Source organism: Eubacterium maltosivorans (assembly GCF_002441855.2).
Taxonomy (GTDB): Bacteria; Bacillota; Clostridia; order Eubacteriales; family Eubacteriaceae; genus Eubacterium; species Eubacterium maltosivorans.
The window spans coordinates 1,707,180-1,726,807 of sequence record NZ_CP029487.1 but is presented as its reverse complement, the minus strand read 5'-3'; the positions used below and the strand labels follow the sequence as shown (position 1 = coordinate 1,726,807).

The window sequence follows — 19,628 nt, the reverse complement described above, 5'->3', positions numbered from 1 at the left end:
TATTTGATGTGATTATAAAATGTTTTACTGTAACATAACTATTATTTTATTATTAAACATCGTTTGTATAGATTTTGATTGCCAGTTGTTCATATTTTTAGTATCAATATCAGCTTTTAAAAGCGAGATGTTATTTTCCATGTTACCAGTTTTCAGATTATATAAATCAGCATGGTATATAAAGTCACCTTTATATATAAAATAGCCGATATAATTATACTGTTTCATCTGATTACGGTTGTAACTCAGGTTACCGTTATAAATATAATCTCCAGGTATGGAGAAGCCGACAGACTCCAGTTCATCGCGGAGCGAACTTTTACCGCTGGCAGATAGCCGTGATTTCATAGCATTTAAGGTCTCAATTGGCGGGAATGATATATTTCGCCGATGATATTGATAAACGTAATTAAACATTTCAATATGCAAGCACTGAGACATTATGTTTTCATAGAGATCAGGATGAAATATAGCCGTGGAGGAATACATTCTCATTCGTTCCTCGCACTGCTTAAAATAGGTTTTTAGATCAAAAACAACAAAAGAATCATAAGCATATGTTTTTCCATCAATCAGGTTGATATCCTTTCCCTCCGGAAGTGTCATACTTGTATTATAGGCCTCGCATTTTTCACTGAATTTTTGAAATTGTCCTCTCATCTGCTCTATTGCGTAATCATACCGATGGTCTGTGTTATTGCTCTGCATATAGCACATGCTTATCATATAGGCTTTCAGGTAGAGTGAGGTGGTATAGGCCAGAAAACGGGATTTAGCAGGAATGGTTTGAGAGGACCAGTTATAGCGTGAATTATAGAGGTTCACATAGACATCTAAGGTGCTGTCGCTTTCCATGACATTATCACCGAGAATGGATTTTCCGAAGGCCAGAGTGTCTCTTGCAAAGGTATCGCCGCCGCCGGCGCTGTATGCAACCGTATTATTAATCTCATTAACATAGGTGTGATATTCAGTGGATTCAGTGTCTGTGACCTCCATTAAGTTAGCAAGTACATCATTTTTCGGGCTATTGACTTTGTTAACAGTCCAGGCAAGACTGTCCGCCTCTTTTCCGAATGCGGAAACCTTATCTCGCATTTCCGTATCTTTGATATGATTTATCAGGTCTTTGAGTTCCTGGCTGATGGCGTCTGTTTTTTGGCTGATTTCAGCAACTTCAGCATTCAGCGCCGTCAAATTCTCTTTAATTTCGCCCATTGCGCTTGAACCGGATAAAGCATCCCCACCAAGGCCCAGAATTCCAGCAATTCCCGCCAGAGGGGCGCCCTTGACAAAGGAATTGACAATGCTCAGTATTTTAGAAGTGTAGGTGAATGATTTTGCAATAATAGCTTGTCCCGACGCATTTGAAGCCAGAAGCTCATCCTCCGAGACATCATTTTCGTACACGACCATGGCGTATTCAGAAGCCTGAACCGGAACACCGTAGGCATCAGTAACACAGCCTGTATCCAGATAAAGCCTCTGCGAGTAGGCCCAGTGGGCAAAAAACATTTCAAGCCCTTCATCCTCCTTCGCCCAGTTGGGAAGCTCAGGATCATCAATTGTCACAGAAAATTTAAAACGATTGTTGGAACCTTCCGTGACCTCCAGCGGTGAAACAGTGACGCCTGGCTGCGGCGCGTCAGCAAGAGCGATTGTCCCCTGCGATAAATCAACACTGCCGTTGAGCGAGCTTACAAGGCCAGTAAACTCGGCAGTGGCCTGAGTCTCTTTTTCAGAGCTTGGCACAGCGCTCGCTAAAATTAAATCGGTGCTGATTCTTTCTTCTTCAAGCTTCAGCGGCAGCGTCAGACTGTCACAATTAAGGGCAGAGCCGTCAATGGTCATTGTGGCGCCCCGAAGCGCGTTCATGATATCTGTTTTGTTTTCCGCACCATTGACACTTACTTCCAGAAGCCCATCCCTGCCGGAAAGCGTTGAAGGAACAGTCAGGTTAACCGGCTGGATCGCTGGATCGTCAAAGGTAAAGGCCGACGCGTTTGCCGTCTGGGAGAACTGGGCAGTATCAATGTTAAATTGCAGCACTGCCTGTCCACTTTCATTAAAATGGACATTTTCAGTGCCTTCCGCAAAGTACGGCAGCGGAGAGGAGACATCAACCATCAGACGCCCTTGCTTTTCACCGTCCTGCTTAAAGCAGTCTTTGTTAAACTCAAGCAGTCCATTGCTTTCATCCTCTTTATCCAAAGTTCCTGTTAGGCTTAACACTAAAGTATGATCATCCAAAAGATTTACCGTTTCAATTTTAGCGTTTTTAAAAGCATTTTTAAGCGCAATATCCTCAGTCTTGACAGCGTCAGAGAATGAATCTTCCTGGCTGGAAATAACAATGTTGAAAAAGGCTGCGCCAGCGGCGACAGAGCTGTTGGTCTGAAGCATTTCAAACTCAATTTCAGGCAGATCAACCAGCTTTGCAGAACCAATGGAAACCTTGGTAGCAAGTGTCTTTGTGCTTCCGTTTACATTCAAATCATTGTTCACAGAATAAGTAATGCCTTCAATTTCATCAGACAAAGATGCATCCGCATCGCTTTCTTCCTCGGCATAAACTGAATTTGGAAAAGCGGTCATCAGAAGCTGTGTTGTTAACAGCAGGCAGAGCGCAATTGAGAGCAGCTTCTGTCCCTTTTTCCTTTTGCAGAGCCAGATACAAAAGACGATCAGTGCAGCGGCTAAGAGAATACCGATGCCGATACCGATTTTATCCACTGTTCCCGTTACAGGATTTGATGGGACAGTGGTAAGCGATACAGGAATCATAGAGCTCTTTTCACCGACATGTATTGTAAAGCTGTGGAGGATTTTCTGCCCGACGGCAATCTTATCATAGGTTCTTGTAGTGTTTTCGGAATACAGCCCCTCAGGGAGAGTGGTCTCAAGGATTACATTCATTAAATCAGCGTTTGTCTGGTTGTCCAGCTCTAAGGTCGCCGTTACCTGGTCGCCATCCTTTACAGATTCTTTATTAAAATAAAGCTGTGTGGGAGGATATCCTTCGGGGGGGCCAGCATCCGAATCCTGGGCAAAAACCGACAGATTCCCAAACATCAAAACGACCAAAAGCATCAAAATCGTTGATATAATTGTTTTAAACTTTTTCATTTAAAAACACATCCTTTATAATTTTTTAGATATTTTTAAAATATTACTTTACAGTTATTTGAGGCTATAAGCTAAACAGGTTGTCACAGCGGTATCAACAATGGTATGTGAAAATATAGAAACACCGTGTGGAGTGATAGCAATTTGGCAAGCAATAAGACTATAACTTAGCGTTCTATCCGATAGAAAGATATTATTTTGTCAGGAAGTAAATTCAGACTAATTTTAGCATCCCATTTTTTATAAGCAAATGCAGATACATTAACATCAAATAAATGTTCGTTTTCTTGGGCAGTACCAGTCTCGAGGTTGAAAACATCTCCGTAAAACCTATAGGCTGCCTTTGCGCCGTATTCGTATCCCATAGAGATAGATGGTGTTAAATCTTCATCGATTAAGCTGCTGTTTCCGATATAAAGAACCTTGCCGCCTCTTGTACTAAAGCCAAGGTCTGTCAATTCTTCGAGAATAGATGTTTTACCGCTGGAATTAAGTCTGCTTTTCATCGCGATTAATGTTTCCATATCTGGATTTTTGTTGATTTTGTTAAAACTTTTATTACGTGCCTCAAAAGTGTTTCGGACTAATTCTGTAAAAGATTTTATATACATTGGTTTTGATGAAATATATGAAGTACTAAACATACGTCCGGGAAAACTTCGTTCAAAATGATTTTGCAAGTTATAAGAATAAAGGCCATTATAGCTATATTCCTTTCCATCAATAAGATTAATGTCTTTTCCTTCTGGGAGAACCATAGCATTATTATAAACATCACTTTTTTCAAGAAATGCTTGGAATTGGGTTTTCATTTCGTCAATGGCGTGATCATATTGATGGTTAGTGTTACTACTCTGCATATAGCACATGCTCATCATATAAGCTTTTAAGTAAAGAGAGTTAGCATAAGCTAAAAAATTAGATTTCGGATTTATAGTTTGTGAAGCCCAATTACAACGGGAGTTGTAAAGGTTCACGTAGACATCCAAAGTGCTGTCGCTTTCCATGAAATTGTCACCGAGAATGGATTTTCCAAAGGCCAGAGTATCTTTTGCAAATGTGTCGCCGCCCCCAGCGCTGTATGCAACCGTATTATTAATCTGATTGACATAGGTATGATATTCGTTGGAAGCAGTGTCCGTAACCTCCATTAAGTTAGCAATCGCATTATTTTCCTGACTGTTGATTTTATTAACAGTCCAAGAGAGGCGGTCAGCCTCTTTTCCGAATGCGGAAACCTTATTTCGCATTTCCGTATCTTTGATGTGATTTACCAGATATTTTAGATCCTGACTGATAGCATCTGTTTTTTTATTGAGTTCGGCAACTTCAGCATTCAGTGCGATCAAATTCTCTTTAATTTCACCCATTCCACCAGAACCGCTGGATAAAGCATCACCGCCGAGCCCTAGGATTCCGGCAACTCCCGCCCAAGGAGCATCCTTGACAAAGGAATTGACAATATTCAATATCTTAGAAGTATAGGTGAACGATTTTGAGGCAATATCTTTTCCTGACGCGTTTGAAGCTAACGGCGCATCTTCCGAAACATCACTTTCATAAACGACCATGGCGTATTCAGAAGCCTGAACGGGGACGCCGTAGGCGTCAGTAACACAGCCTGTATCCAGATAAAGCTTCTGTGAGTAGGCCCAGTAGGCAAAGAACGTTTCAAGCCCTTCGTCCTCCTTCGCCCAGTTGGGAAGCTCAGGATCATCAATTGTTACGGTAAAGCTAAAATGATTGTTGGAATCTTCTGAAACCTTTAAAGGTGAAATACTGACACCAGGCTGCGGCTCGCCAGCGAGAGCAATGCCCCCCTGCGATAAATCAACACTGCCGTTGAGCGAGCTTACAAGGCCAGTAAACTCGGCAGTGGCCTGAGTCTCTTTTTCAGAGCTTGGCACAGCGCTCGCTAAAATTAAATCGGTGCTGATTCTTTCTTCTTCAAGCTTCAGCGGCAGCGTCAGACTGTCACAGTTAAGGGCAGAGCCGTCAATGGTCATTGTGGCGCCGCGAAGCGCGTTCATGATATCTGTTTTGCTTTCCGCACCATTTATACTTACTTCCAGAAGCCCATCCCTGCCGGAAAGCGTTGAAGGAACAGTCAGGTTAACCGGCTGGATCGCTGGATCGTCAAAGGTAAAGGCCGACGCGTTTGCCGTCTGGGAGAACTGGGCAGTATCAATGTTAAATTGCAACACTGCCTGTCCACTTTCATTAAAATGGACATTTTCAGTCCCTTCCGCAAAACACGGCAGCGGAGAGGAGACGTCAACCATTAAACGGCCTTGCTTTTCGCCATCCTGCTTAAAACATTCTTTATTAAGCTCAAGAAGCCCGTTGCTCTCATCCTCTTTATCTAAAGGACCAGTAAGCCCCAGCGATAAAGTATGATCATCCAAAAGATTTATCGCATCAATTTTAGCGTTTTCAAAAGCATTTTTCAGGACAATATCCTCAGCCTTGATATGATCTGAGAAGGGATCGCTCTGGCTGGAAATAATAACATCAAAAAATGCTGCGCCAGCGGCGACAGAGCTGTTGCTCTGAAGCACTTCAAACCCAATTTCAGGCAGCTCAACCGATTCGACAGAACCAATAGAGATAGTGGTTAAGATTGTTTCATTAACCTCGTTTACAATTAAATTGTTGTTTACAGAATAAGAGAGGTTTTCTATTTCATCAGACAGAAGAGTATCCGCGTCGTTCTCTTCCTCAGCGTGAACTGAGCTTGGAAAAGCAGTCATCAGAAGCTGTGTTGTCAAAAGCAGGCATAAAGCCAGTGAGATCGCCATCTGCCCCTTCTTTCTTTTGCAAAGCCAGACGCCAAAGACGATAAATGCAGCAGTTAAGACAATCCCAATGCCAATCTTACTCGGTGTCCCCGTTATGGGGGTTGAGGGGATACTGGAGAGCGACACAGGAATCACGGAGCTCTTTTCGCCAGCCTGTATTGTAAAGCTGTGGATAATCTTCTGTCCGGCAGCGATCTTATCATAGGTTCTCGTGGTGTTTTCAGAATATAATCCCTCAGGGAGCGAGGTCTCAAGGGTTACATTCATTAGATCGGCGTTTGTCTGGTTGTTCAGCTCTAAGGTCGCTGTTACCTGCTCGCCATCCTTTACCGAGTCTTTATTAAAATAAAGCTGTGTGGGAGGATACCCTTCGGGAGGGCCTGTATCAGAATCCTGGGCAAAAACCGACAGATTCCCAAACAGCAAAACGACAAAGAGTATAGAAATCGTTGACAAAACTGTTTTGAACTTTTTCATTTTTAGCACATCCTTTTCTAAAATATATGACTATCAAAATTTACAAAGTTTTTTACCGAATTACGAAGATAGGACGGATGGGACGCCATCGGGAAGTCTGATATTGTAGCTGTGCACAGCCACTGAATGAATCGTTATCAGAGGCTTGGGCAGAAACAGGCATACTCCAAAGCACTAAGATTAAAAGAAGCATGGAGACCGTTGACCGGATAATTTTAAATATTTTCATTTTAATTAAACACATCCTTTCATGTTTTGTTTGGCTTCATTCTAACACAGAACTTTTTTTGCACAAGTGTTTTAAATAAAATTAAAGAATATGCTTTTGTTTAGTATTGCGTTTAAAAAAACAGGAAAAATGAACAGAACAGTTATTTGAGGCCATAGGCCAATAATGAACAGGTTGTCACAGCGGTGTCAACAATGAAGCGTGAAAATTTTGTTTACTCATTTTAAAATATGTTCTTCACTGTTATACTCAAGAACCAGACATAAAAAAATAAGTTTAGAAGATAAAGGGAGGCGTTTTATGAAAAAGTTTTACACAAAAGAACTTCATAAGTTAAGTATAGGTTTGATCCTGCTGCTTATGCTGTTGTTTGTGTTTTTATTAAATACAGGAGTTCAGGCAGAAGAGCAGAACTTACCCCAAATAAATCAAATAATCAGTGCTTTTGATATACCTGATGAAAGCTTAGCCAGCCGGGATATCGCGTTAGGAACCAGCCTGGAGCAGCTGAGCCTGCCTTCCAGCCTGCCCGCCAGGGTAGAAGGCAGCAAAAATGAACAGCAGCTTGAGATACCTGTCACCTGGACAGCCCAGCCCCAGTATGATAAGGACACTCCCGGAGAATACCGATTTACCGCTGTACCCGCAGAGGCATATATACTATCAGATACACTTGTGGCTCCAGACCTTACAGTAACTGTAAAACAGGCGGATGATCCTATAACAGCTAATGATGATGAGATAGTGAGCAATAAACAGGAAAATTCTGAATTTCAGGATTTTTTAAATCAGGCCTTCTCATTTGATATCACCAGTGGAAGTATTGTCGTTGAGCCAGACACGACGGGGCAGTCAGATATCCAGGTTACACAGGGCAGTTCAGTAACTCACGGGGTCGCCTCATCCGATACGATTGAGCTGTACAGCACTTCCGGCGCCACCACTAATCATTCCGTTATGGTGCGAGGAGGGATCGAGGCGAATGTTGTTGTAAATGGTATTAACATTAAATCACCCAGCGGAGACGGCTTTTCCATTACTGAAAATTCGACTGTTACACTTACGATTGTGGGAAATAATTATGTTCAGCCATCAGGCTCCTATTATGCGGGAATATTAGTGCGTGTGGGAAGTTCACTCACTATTGAAGATGGGGGCAATGGTTTTCTTGAGGCCAGAGGAGGAAACTATAGTGCAGCCATAGGAGGGGCATCATCATATGATAGTTTAGGCAGCGGAGACATAACAATAAATAGCGGTACAATTAATTGTTATGCAGGCAAATGGAATGCTATTTTGGGAGGATATGGTGCAGATATAGAAATAAATGGTGGAAAAGTAACCATCAGTCATACCAATAATAATTTTGAAAAAAAGGGAATTATAGCAAATACATTATTATTGAATGGAGGAACTGTAACAGCTGATGGGTACAGAAACCCTAGTATAGAATGTAATAAAGCAATCATAAACGGAGGAAGTTTATATGTAAATTCTTCAATATCAGGAAGTTTTTTGAATGGTGCTGGACTTTCTGTGGCGCAAAATAAAATTGATGCAAACTCCATTTATGGCCCGAACGAACGGGTCAATGCGGGTGAACTTGATGTGCTGATGTCCAGGCTTCATACAACGCTGGTACCAGACGCACATTTGAACCTTTACGGTGTTAGCGAAGTCTATACCGACTCAAATTCAGCAGTCTATTTGTGGCTTCCCCTTGTTAATATGCCCCTCACCGATATTGAAGCGCCATCTTCTGTAAAAGACTATGATAACAGTGAACTTCCAGAAAAAATAACGGCCAAGTATCTCAGTACGCCAGTTACCTTAAAGCTCTTAAATCCTGACGATTATTCATCATCGGCAAACTATCAATGGCAATTGAACGGAAAGGATATAGAGGGCGCAACATCACAGACGCTGGAAGCAAAAGATATTGGCGCATATACGTTAAACATTACGGATGGAAGCTCTGTTTCCAGTTATCGTCAAATTATATTTTCCGCTGTCTACACGCTTTCCTTCGACAGTAACGGAGGCAGAGGGGTGATGCCGGATCAGATAAAAAACTACGGAGAAGCCCTGTCTTTGAACCCAAATGAATTCACAAAAGAAGGCTATACCTTTAACGGCTGGAAGGATTTGAAAAGTGGCACTGTTTATCCTGATAAAACTACCTTAAACGAGGATCTTACAGTCATAGATGGGGAAGTAGTCAAATTATACGCCCAGTGGCGTGCCAATAATTATACCATTAAATACGACGGCAACACTGCGGACGGCGGTGGCACACCGGAACAAACCATGACCTATGATACAGCAGCCCACCTGACGGCGAACGGCTATACCAAAACGGGTTATAGCTTTACAGGCTGGAACACCCAGCAGGATGGCGGGGGAACGACCTATATAGATGGACAAAATGTCATAAACCTGACGGCCACCGAAGGGGAAGAAGTAAGCCTGTATGCTCAGTGGTGTGCCAACAGCTACACCGTCAAATTCGACGGCAACACAGCAGACGGCGGCAGCACAGCAAACCAGGCCATGACTTATGATCAGGAAGCCAAACTGACCGCTAACGGCTACACTAAAACAGGGCATACTTTTACCGGATGGAATACTCAGTCCGATGGCGGCGGAACAGCTTATACTGATGGCCAGAACGTTAAAAATCTGACGGTCATTGAGGGAGAAACCGTCACCCTGTACGCCCAGTGGCGTGCCAACAGCTATAACATCAAGTTCGACGGCAACAGCGCCGACGGCGGAGATACGGCAGCCCAGAGCATGATCTATGACACAGCGGCGAACCTGACGGCTAACGGCTATACTAAAACTGGCTATACCTTTATTGGTTGGAACAGTCAGGCGGACAGCAAGGGAACATCCTATATCGATGGACAAAATGTTATAAATCTGACAGCTACCGAGGGCGAAACAGTTATCCTGTACGCCCAGTGGCGAGCCAATAACTATACCATCAAATTTGACGGTAACAGCGCCGACGGTGGCAGCACAAGCGACCAGAGTATGACTTATGATACAGCGGTCGATCTGAGGCTTAACGGCTATACTAAAACCGGCTACACCTTTACCGGCTGGAACACTCAATCCGATGGGGGAGGAACAGCTTATACTGATGGCCAGAATGTGACAAATCTGACGGCCATCGAGGGCGAAACCATTACCCTGTATGCCCAGTGGCGTGCCAACAGCTACACCGTCAAATTCAACGGTAACACAGCAGACGGCGGCAGTACGCAGGATCAGGCCATGGCCTATGACACAGCGGCCAACCTGACGCTTAACGGCTACACTAAAACCGGCTACACCTTTACCGGCTGGAACACCCAGCAGGACGGTGGAGGAACAGCTTATACCGAAAGCGAAAATGTCAAAAATATGACACCCGACGATGGAGGTGTTGTGACCCTGTACGCCCAGTGGCGGGCGAACACCTACTCCGTCAAATTCGACGGCAACACCGCCGACGGCGGCAGTATGCCGGACCAGACCATGATCTATGATCAGGCAGCCGACCTGGAGCTCAACAGCTATACCAAAATTGGCGCTGTCTTTATCGGCTGGAATACCCAGATCGATGGAAAAGGAACCGCCTATACCAATGGTGAAAATGTCAGGAACCTGACCACGACAGACAATGAAACTTTTCCCTTATACGCCCAGTGGCGTTTACGGACACCAGGTATCAGCACAAGCCAGAGCACTGGAAAGCATGGCGATACCATCACCGTGACCGGTGAAGACTTTGAACCGAATGTAGAGATCACCTTTACGCTGCACTCAATACCAAAAGAAATAGGGAGAGCAGCAGCAGACGAAGAAGGAAAGGTGACACTTACATTTCAGGTACCCTCTGACATAGAAGAGGGCGATCACCAGCTAACAGCAGATAATGGTATCCATTCCGCTCAAACTGGGTTTAAGGTGTTGAAAACAGTGAATGCAGATTCTGAAAAAAATGATAACAGCACACATAAATCAGCTGTTGGAACAGGAATACAAAGCTATGGGTATATTCCGGTTGTTCTTACTTTATTAGTCTTTGTCGTTGCTTTTGCTGTGTTGTTAAAAAGAAATAAATCAAAATGATTAAAGTTGTAGATAAATATATAACTTTTACTTAACTAAAGTATAAACTGTAAAGAATCACATGTTTGTCAATAATAAAGCGTGAAATAATGAATTTTGGCTGTAAATACAATCTGGACAAAGCTATAATTGAGAAATCGAAATTGATTAAAGTAATAGTTCAAAAATATATTGCTTAAATGACTGTTCACAAATTTAGAAAGGAAATTTTGACGATGAAAAAAACGAATGATAAAGAATTATACAAAATCTATATAAGTCTCCTGATGATGGTAGTCATGATATTTCCGATCTTTCTCAATACGGCTGTTCAGGCAGAATCAGAAAGGGCGGCTTCAAAACCAGCTCAGGTGATCACTGCCTTTAATGTGTCTGACGAAGATCTGAAGAATCGAAATACTGCTTTGGGTACAAACGCAGAGCAGCTGGAACTGCCGGACAGAGTGTCCGTTAATCTTGAAGGATCAGAAGAAATACAGGAAAACAGCGTGGAAGTGCCCGTCACCTGGGCAGCCCAGCCCCAGTATAATATGAATGCCCCGGGCGAGTATACCTTCACCGCCGCTGTAGGAGGAGAATATGTACTGGCAGAAGGACTTGCCGCGCCAAGGATTAAGGTTATCGTCGAAGAAGCCGCTGACAGCCAGGAAAATAAGGCCCGAGAGGTGCAGCCCTTGTCAAATGCTGAGCCATACCAGATCAGCAGCGCTGGCAGCACTTTAGATCAAAAGAAATACGCAACACTGAAGGCCGCTTTTGACGCTATTAACCAGGATACAGCTGCGCAGTATACCATCAATTTGAGCAGTGATGATGATATGACAGGCGATGGAGCGGCAGAGCTTACCCGGGAAAATGTAAAAATAATCATTAATGGAAATAAGCATACCATTCTCCAGGGCGATTATGATAGTCATATAAGTAGTATCGGTATAAGCAATATAGACTTAGAGATAGACAATATAAAATTAACCGCTACATATAAGCATCTCGGCGGAATTGCAGTTCCTTTGGGCAAAGTAACCATAAAAAATTCAACTTTATCAAATATGATGTCAGAGTTTGGAGCAATAAATGCAAATTTTGAAAACAGTAGCTTTCAGGATATGATAGGCCCAATAATATCATCAGAGACATATGGTATTACTGGATATGCTAAAAGCACATTTAGTAACTGCACATTTAAAAATATAGATGGTCTATATGCTAAAAAATTCATGTTTTTTAACTATAGTAGCGACATTTTATTTAAGAATTGTACACTAGAAAACGTCGGCTATCTCCATCATGACCGCAGCAGTCCGCTGACCATTGAAGATTGTACCTTTAAAAATACCGGACAGATCTTTACATGGAACAACTGTACTTTAAATTTAAAAGGAACGGTGCTTTTGGATGGCACGCCTATTGAGATGCGTAATAATGCCATACTCACAGCAGAACCCGGCAGCGATATCACCATAAAAAACACAACAACATCCGCCATTTACGGCGGCAATATAAGCAATATCAATTTTTCCGGTGCGAGTGTTAAGTTTGAAAATAACGGCAGAGCCATAAGCTCCAGAAAGCCCACCAGTGAGGAAATTGCCCAATATCCCAATATTACAGCGGTCCGCACCAGCATCGTGGAAAAGTATTATAACTACCTGCATCCTCTGAATAATAAAGACATTGCCTTCACAGGCGGAATCGATTTTCCGTCATATATACCGACCTATGAGCCCAACAAGGGTTCAGGCACAAGGTATGAGGACCGGGATACCAAAGAACCCGATTACAAAAATGTATTTTACGGGACAGGCGCAGGATACATTGTTTTAGATAATGCTTCAGACACACATTTGCAGTATTCAAGGACCGGTTATGAATTCGATTCATGGAATACCAAGAATGACGGCACCGGTCATTCTTATACGGCACATGATGTCGCTACAATAAATGCAGACAATAATACCTTTTACGCCATTTGGAATGCGCATCGGTATACCGTAAAATTTGACGGAAATACGGCTGATGGCGGCAGTACAGCCAGCCAGACCATGACCTATGATCAGGCGGCCAACCTGACAGCGAACGGCTATACCAAAACTGGCTATACCTTTACCGGCTGGAACACCCAGCAGGATGGCGGCGGAACCGTTTATACCGATGGAGAAAATGTTATAAACCTGACGGCCACCGAAGGGGAAGAAATAACCCTGTACGCCCAGTGGCGCGCCAACAACTACACTATCAAATATGAGGGAAACAACGCAGACGGTGGTAGCATGAGTAACCAGCCAATGGCTTTTAACGTTGCAGTCAATCTGACCGCCAATGCCTACACCAGAGCGGGCTACACCTTTACCGGTTGGAACAGCAATGCCGATGGAAGTGGAATCGGCTATGCAGACGGCCAAAGCGTTATAAACCTGACATCTGTCGAAGGGGGCACAGTAATGCTGTATGCGCAGTGGAAGCCTCATCAGTATACTGTTAAATTTGATGGAAATACCGCTGATGGCGGCGGCACTGCCAGCCAGACCATGACCTATGACACGGCAGCCGACCTGACAGCGAACGGTTATACCAAAACCGGCTACACCTTTACCGGCTGGAATACTCAGTCAGGAGGTGGCGGTACCAGATATTCCAATGGTGAGAGCGTCAAGAACCTGACCGCCGAGGAGGACGGAAATGTCACCCTGTACGCCCAATGGCGCGCTAACAGCTATACCGTCAAGTTTGATGGCAACACGGCTGATGGCGGCAGTACAGCCAGCCAGACCATGACCTATGATCAGGCGGTGAACCTGACAGCCAACGGCTATATAAAAACCGGCTATACCTTTACAGGCTGGAATACTCAATCCGATGGGGGAGGAACAGCCTATACCGATGGGCAGAATGTTAAAAACTTAACCGCTGTTGAAGGTGAAAGCATAACATTATATGCTCAATGGCAGGCAAATCATTATACCGTCACATTTAATGGAAATACCGCCGACGGCGGCAGTACAGCCAGCCAGGGCATGACTTATGATACGGCAGCCAATCTGACGGCCAATGGCTACACTAAAACAGGCTATACCTTTATCAGCTGGAATACCCAGCAGGATGGCGGTGGAGCCACCTATACGGATGGAGAAAATGTTAAAAACCTCACATCTATCGAAGGAGATACAGTAAAGCTGTACGCTCAGTGGCGGGCCAACAGCTACACCGTCAAATTTGACGGCAACACCGCCGATGGCGGCAGTACAGCAAACCAAGCCATGACTTATGATCAGGCAGCCAATCTGACGGCTAACGGCTACACTAAAACAGGGTATACTTTTAACGGATGGAATACCCAATCCGATGGCGGAGGAACGTCCTATACGAATGTCCAGAATGTCATAAATCTGACAGCAACAGAGGGAGAAACCGTCACCCTGTATGCCCAGTGGCGTGCCAACAGCTACACCGTCAAGTTCGACGGCAACACCGCAGACGGCGGCAGCACAGCGAACCAGGCCATGACTTATGACACGGCGGCTGACCTGACGCTTAACGGCTACACCAAAACCGGTTACACCTTTACGGGCTGGAACACCCAACAGGATGGTGGAGGAATTGCCTACACCGATGGACAGAATGTGATAAATCTGACGGCCGTCGAAGGCGAAACCATTACCCTGTATGCCCAGTGGCGTGCCAATAACTATACCATCAAATTTGACGGCAACACCGCAGATGGCGGCAGCACAAGCGACCAGAGTATGACCTATGACACAGCGGCCAACCTGACACTTAACGGTTACACCAAAACCGGCTACACCTTTACCGGCTGGAATACCCAACTCGATGGCGGCGGAACCAGATATGCGGATGGGCAGGAGGTCATAAACCTAACAGTTAATGAAGGCGAAACCGTCACCCTGTATGCCCAGTGGCGTGCCAATAACTATACCATCAAATTTGACGGCAACACGGCAGATGGCGGCAGCACAAGCGACCAGAGTATGACCTATGATACAGCGGCTGACCTGACGCTTAACGGCTACACCAAAACCGGCTACACCTTTACGGGCTGGAACACCCAGCAGGATGGTGGAGGAATTGCCTACATCGATGGCCAGAATGTGACAAATCTGACGGCTATCGAAGGCGAAACCATTACCCTGTATGCCCAGTGGCGAGCCAATAACTATACCATCAAATTTGATGGCAACACCGCAGACGGCGGCAGTACGCAGGATCAGGCCATGACCTATGATCAGGCAGCAGACCTGACGATCAATAGCTATACTAAAACCGGCTACACCTTTACCGGCTGGAACACCCAGTCCGATGGCAAAGGAACTGCCTATACCGATGGCCAGAATGTGATAAATCTGACGGCCGTCGAAGGCGAAACAGTTATCCTGTATGCCCAGTGGCGTGCCAATAACTATACCATCAAATTTGATGGAAACACCGCAGATGGCGGCAGCACAAGCGACCAGAGTATGACCTATGACACAGCGGCTGACCTGACACTTAACGGTTACACCAAAACTGGCTACACCTTTACCAGCTGGAACACTCAATCCAGTGGCGGCGGGACAGTCTATACCGACGCACAGAATGTGGTGAACCTGACCGCTGTCGAAGGGGAAACCGTCACCCTGTATGCCCAGTGGCGTTCCAATAACTACACCATCAGATTTGACGGCAACAGCGCCGACAGCGGCAGCACGCAGGATCAGGCCATGACCTATGATCAGGCAGCAGACCTGACGCTTAACGGCTACACCAAAATCGGCTACACCTTTACCGGCTGGAACACTCAATCTGATGGCAGCGGAACCGTTTATACCGATGGGCAAAATGTTACAAATCTGACACCTGTCGAGGGTGAAACAGTTACCCTGTACGCCCAGTGGCGTGCCAACACTTACACCATCAAGTTCGATGGCAACACAGCCGATGGCGGCAGCACACCAGATCAGGCCATGACCTATGATACGGCCGCGAACCTGACCATCAACGGCTATACCAAAACCGGCTACACCTTTACCAGCTGGAACACCCAGCCCGATGGCGGCGGAACCGCTTATAATAATGAGCAAAGTGTGGTGAATCTGACACCAGGCGAAGGAGATGTCGTAACGCTGTATGCTCAATGGCATGCCATTGATTATAAGGTGGCGTTTAACGGTAATACCGCCGACAGCGGCAGCATGAGCGATCAGCCAATGGCCTTTGACATTGCAGTGAATCTGACTGCCAATGCCTACACCAAAACCGGTTATACCTTTGTGGGCTGGAACACCAAAGCCGATGGTGAAGGAACAGGATATGCGGATGGGCAGGCGGTTGTAAATCTGACGGCTGTCGAAGGCGAGACCGTCACCCTGTACGCCCAGTGGCGGGCCAACAACTATACCATCAAATTTGATGGCAACACCGCAGACGGCGGCAGTACGCAGGATCAGGCCATGACCTATGATCAGGCAGCAGACCTGACCATCAATGGCTATACTAAAACCGGCTACACCTTTACCAGCTGGAACACCCAGCAGGATGGTGGAGGAACTGCCTATACCGATGGACAGAATGTGATAAATCTGACGGCCGTCGAAGGCGAAACCGTCACCCTGTACGCCCAGTGGCGAGCCAATAACTATACCATCAAATTTGACGGTAATACGGCCGACGACGGCAATATGCCTGACCAGCCTATGATTTATGACATCGAAACCAGTCTGAGCATTAACGGCTATACTAAAACTGGTTATACCTTTACAGGCTGGAGCACCCAGCAGGATGGCAAAGGAACTATCTATGCCGATGGACAAAATGTCATCAATCTGACCCCGGAAGAAGGAGGAATGGTAACCCTGTATGCCCAGTGGCGTGCCAACAGCTACACCATAAGATTTGACGGCAACACCGCAGACGGCGGAGACACAAGCGACCAGAGCATGACCTATGACACGGCAGCGAATCTGACCGTCAACGGCTACACCAAAACCGGCTACACCTTTACCGGCTGGAACACCCAGCAGGACAGCGGAGGAACAGCCTATACCGATGGACAAAATGTCATCAATCTGACGGCTGCCGAGGGTGAAACAGTTACCCTGTACGCTCAGTGGCGTGCCAACACTTACACCATCAAGTTCGATGGCAACACCGCAGACGGCGGCAGCACGCAGGATCAGGCCATGACCTATGATCATGCGGCCAACCTGACGCCTAACGGCTACACCAAAACCGGCTACACCTTTACTGGATGGAACACCCAGGCCGATGGCGGAGGGACAGTCTATACCGACGCACAGAATGTGGTGAACCTGACCGCTGCCGAAGGGGAAACAATCACCTTGTTTGCTCAATGGCGAGCCAACAATTATCTGGTGACATTCGAAGGCAATACCGCGGATGGCGGAAGTACGGCAGACCAGGCCATGACTTATGATCAGGCAGTGAACCTGACCGTCAATGGCTACACTAAAACTGGCTATACCTTCACCGGCTGGAATACCCAGGCCGATGGGGGCGGAACCACTTTTACCGATGAGCAAAACGTCGTCAACCTCTCTCCAAATGAGGGAGAAACAGTGACTCTGTACGCCCAGTGGCGTGCCAACAGCTACACTGTCAGATTCGACGGCAACAGCGCCGATGGCGGCAAAACACCAGATCAGGTAATGACCTATGATCAAGCGATGGAACTGCCCGCCAATGGCTATACTAAAACCAGCTACGCCTTTATGGGCTGGAATACCCGGGCCGATGGCCAGGGAACCGGATATGCAGAGGGAGAAAGCGTGAAGAACCTGACCGCTGCGGATGATGATACCGTTCTTTTATACGCCCAGTGGCGTTTAAGAACACCAAACATCACCCTAAACCAGAATGTGAGCACACATGGGGATACCATCACAGTGACAGGCGCCGATTTTGAACCAGACGCAGAAATTGTTTTTACAGTACATTCTGCGCCAAAGGAAGTCGGGCGGATGCACGCCGATGCCCAGGGCGAGGTCCTGTTTATCTTCCAGATGCCCTCTGATGTTGAGGCAGGGGATCACACCCTTTTAGCCGATAACGGTATCCATTCTGCCCAGGTGCCTATTAAGGTAACAGCATCAGCACATGCCGATTCCAATGCGGCAGACAGCAGCGCTAATGCAGGCAGCAGCAGTGCAGGCACCGGAATACAGGGCAGCACCTACATCCCTGTAGTGATAATATTGCTGATTTGCGGTGTTTTGGTGATTGTATTATTCAAGAGAAAGCGTTCGAAGCGTTAACCTTTATCATTGGAAAGACACAGGTAAGTCCACATAAGGCTACCCCTATGTGGACTTACAATTTTGGACTAGGAGAAAAACAATGGAAAATTTCGTTGCAATAACAGAAGTAATCAAAAATGTCGTTTGGAGTAATATTCTTGTGATCCTCTTAATGGGTGCTGGTATTTATTTTTCAGTCCGTCTGAAGTTTCCGCAGCTTCGTTTTTTTAAGGAGATGATCAGGGTGCTTAAAGGGAATGGAGACACAAGTGATGGGATTACACCATTTCAGGCATTTGCCACAGCCCTTGGAGCACGTGTAGGCGTTGGGAATATCGCAGGAGTCGCGACAGCCATTTATTTTGGGGGACCAGGCGCCCTTTTCTGGATTTGGGCTTTTGGATTTTTTGCTACCTGTACAGCTCTGGCAGAAGCTGTGCTGGGCCAGGCTTACAAGATTAAAACAGGCAGCGAATACCTAGGCGGACCGGCCTTTTATATTGAGCGGGGCTTGAAGTGTAAACCTTTAGCAAAAATATTCGCCATAATACTGATTTTGGGAATAGGGATACTCATGCCCGGTATCCAGATGGACGCGATCGTCACCACGCTGGATAACGCCTATGGCGTGAACACACTCGTTACCGCCATCATCGGCACTGCCTTAATAGGAATTATTATCTGGGGCGGAATCAAGCGTATCGGACGTGTGGCCGAAGGCATGGCCCCCTTTATGTGCGCCATTTACCTGTTATTTGGCATTGCTGTCATCATTCAAAACATTACAAAGGTACCAGATGTGTTCTCAGTGATTTTTACCTCTGCCTTTGGAGCGCACGCCATTTTTGGCGGTATTCTGGGCTCGGCGGTTTCGTGGGGCGTAAGGCGCGGGATATTTTCGACCGATGCGGGCTATGGCTCCGGCGGTATTATGGCAGCGGCGGCAGAAGCGACGCATCCGGCCAAGCAGGGGCTCATTCAGGCTCTGTCCATTTATCTGAGTATTTTTATCGTCTGCACAATCTCAGGCCTGGTCATTCTTTTGTCCGGGATTTATAACGTTGTGGATGAGAGCACAGGCGCGATGCTTGTACAGGGCGCGCCTAATCTTGAGCAGGGAGCCCTCTGGGTACAGACAGCGCTGAATAACCTGACGCCCAACACCATTCCGTGGGAGGGCAAAATCCTGAGCGTCATTATAGCACTGTTCGCGTTGACAACCCTGCTCGGATATTATTACCAGATCGAGAGCAATGTCCGGTATTTATTTAGAAATGTTGGAACCCTGGGGAGAACCATCTTACGCTTTGCTTTTTTAGCCGCTATTTTTATTGGCGGTATCGCAGACTCGTCAATGCTTTGGAATGTCATGGATATTGGCGTGGCCTGCATGGCATGGATCAATATTATTGTGATACTGCTCCTTTCAAATCAGGTTGTAAAGATTATGAAGGACTATGAAATACAAAAGAAGGCGGGCATTATCGAGCCTGTTTTTAATCCGAAGCTTCTGGACATAGAGGATACCACACAGGTGTGGTCAAAATATCACAAAGAAGGATGACAGCTTACAGCAGAATTAATCACAGCGTTCTGTTGGGAAAATTCACAGCTTTTGGTGCAGAAAACAGA

At 45.8% G+C, this 19,628-nt stretch carries 5 protein-coding genes; 3 read left to right on the top strand and 2 right to left on the bottom strand.

Annotated elements, in window-relative coordinates; translation table 11 throughout:
- Positions 1–24 precede the first annotated feature (24 nt).
- Positions 25–3,126: a hypothetical protein gene (locus CPZ25_RS08330; RefSeq protein ID WP_096920361.1), complete on the bottom strand. Its 3,102-nt coding sequence runs from the start codon at positions 3,124–3,126 to the stop codon at positions 25–27.
- Between the two features lie 167 nt (positions 3,127–3,293).
- The gene (locus tag CPZ25_RS08325) at positions 3,294–6,401 is read right to left on the bottom strand and encodes a COG1361 family protein (RefSeq protein ID WP_096920362.1); all 3,108 of its coding nucleotides are present in this window, start codon (positions 6,399–6,401) and stop codon (positions 3,294–3,296) included.
- Positions 6,402–6,930: 529 nt separating this feature from the next.
- Here CPZ25_RS08325 and CPZ25_RS08320 point away from each other — a divergent pair.
- From CPZ25_RS08320 to CPZ25_RS08310, 3 genes are all read left to right on the top strand, one after another.
- Positions 6,931–10,749: an InlB B-repeat-containing protein gene (locus CPZ25_RS08320; RefSeq protein ID WP_096920363.1), complete on the top strand. Its 3,819-nt coding sequence runs from the start codon at positions 6,931–6,933 to the stop codon at positions 10,747–10,749.
- Positions 10,750–10,964: 215 nt separating this feature from the next.
- Positions 10,965–18,014, top strand: a complete 7,050-nt coding sequence (locus tag CPZ25_RS08315; protein ID WP_167495193.1) for a beta strand repeat-containing protein — start codon at positions 10,965–10,967, stop codon at positions 18,012–18,014.
- Between the two features lie 82 nt (positions 18,015–18,096).
- Complete coding sequence (locus CPZ25_RS08310; protein WP_096920365.1) at positions 18,097–19,560, top strand: alanine/glycine:cation symporter family protein; 1,464 nt, start codon at positions 18,097–18,099, stop codon at positions 19,558–19,560.
- Positions 19,561–19,628: the final 68 nt, after the last annotated feature.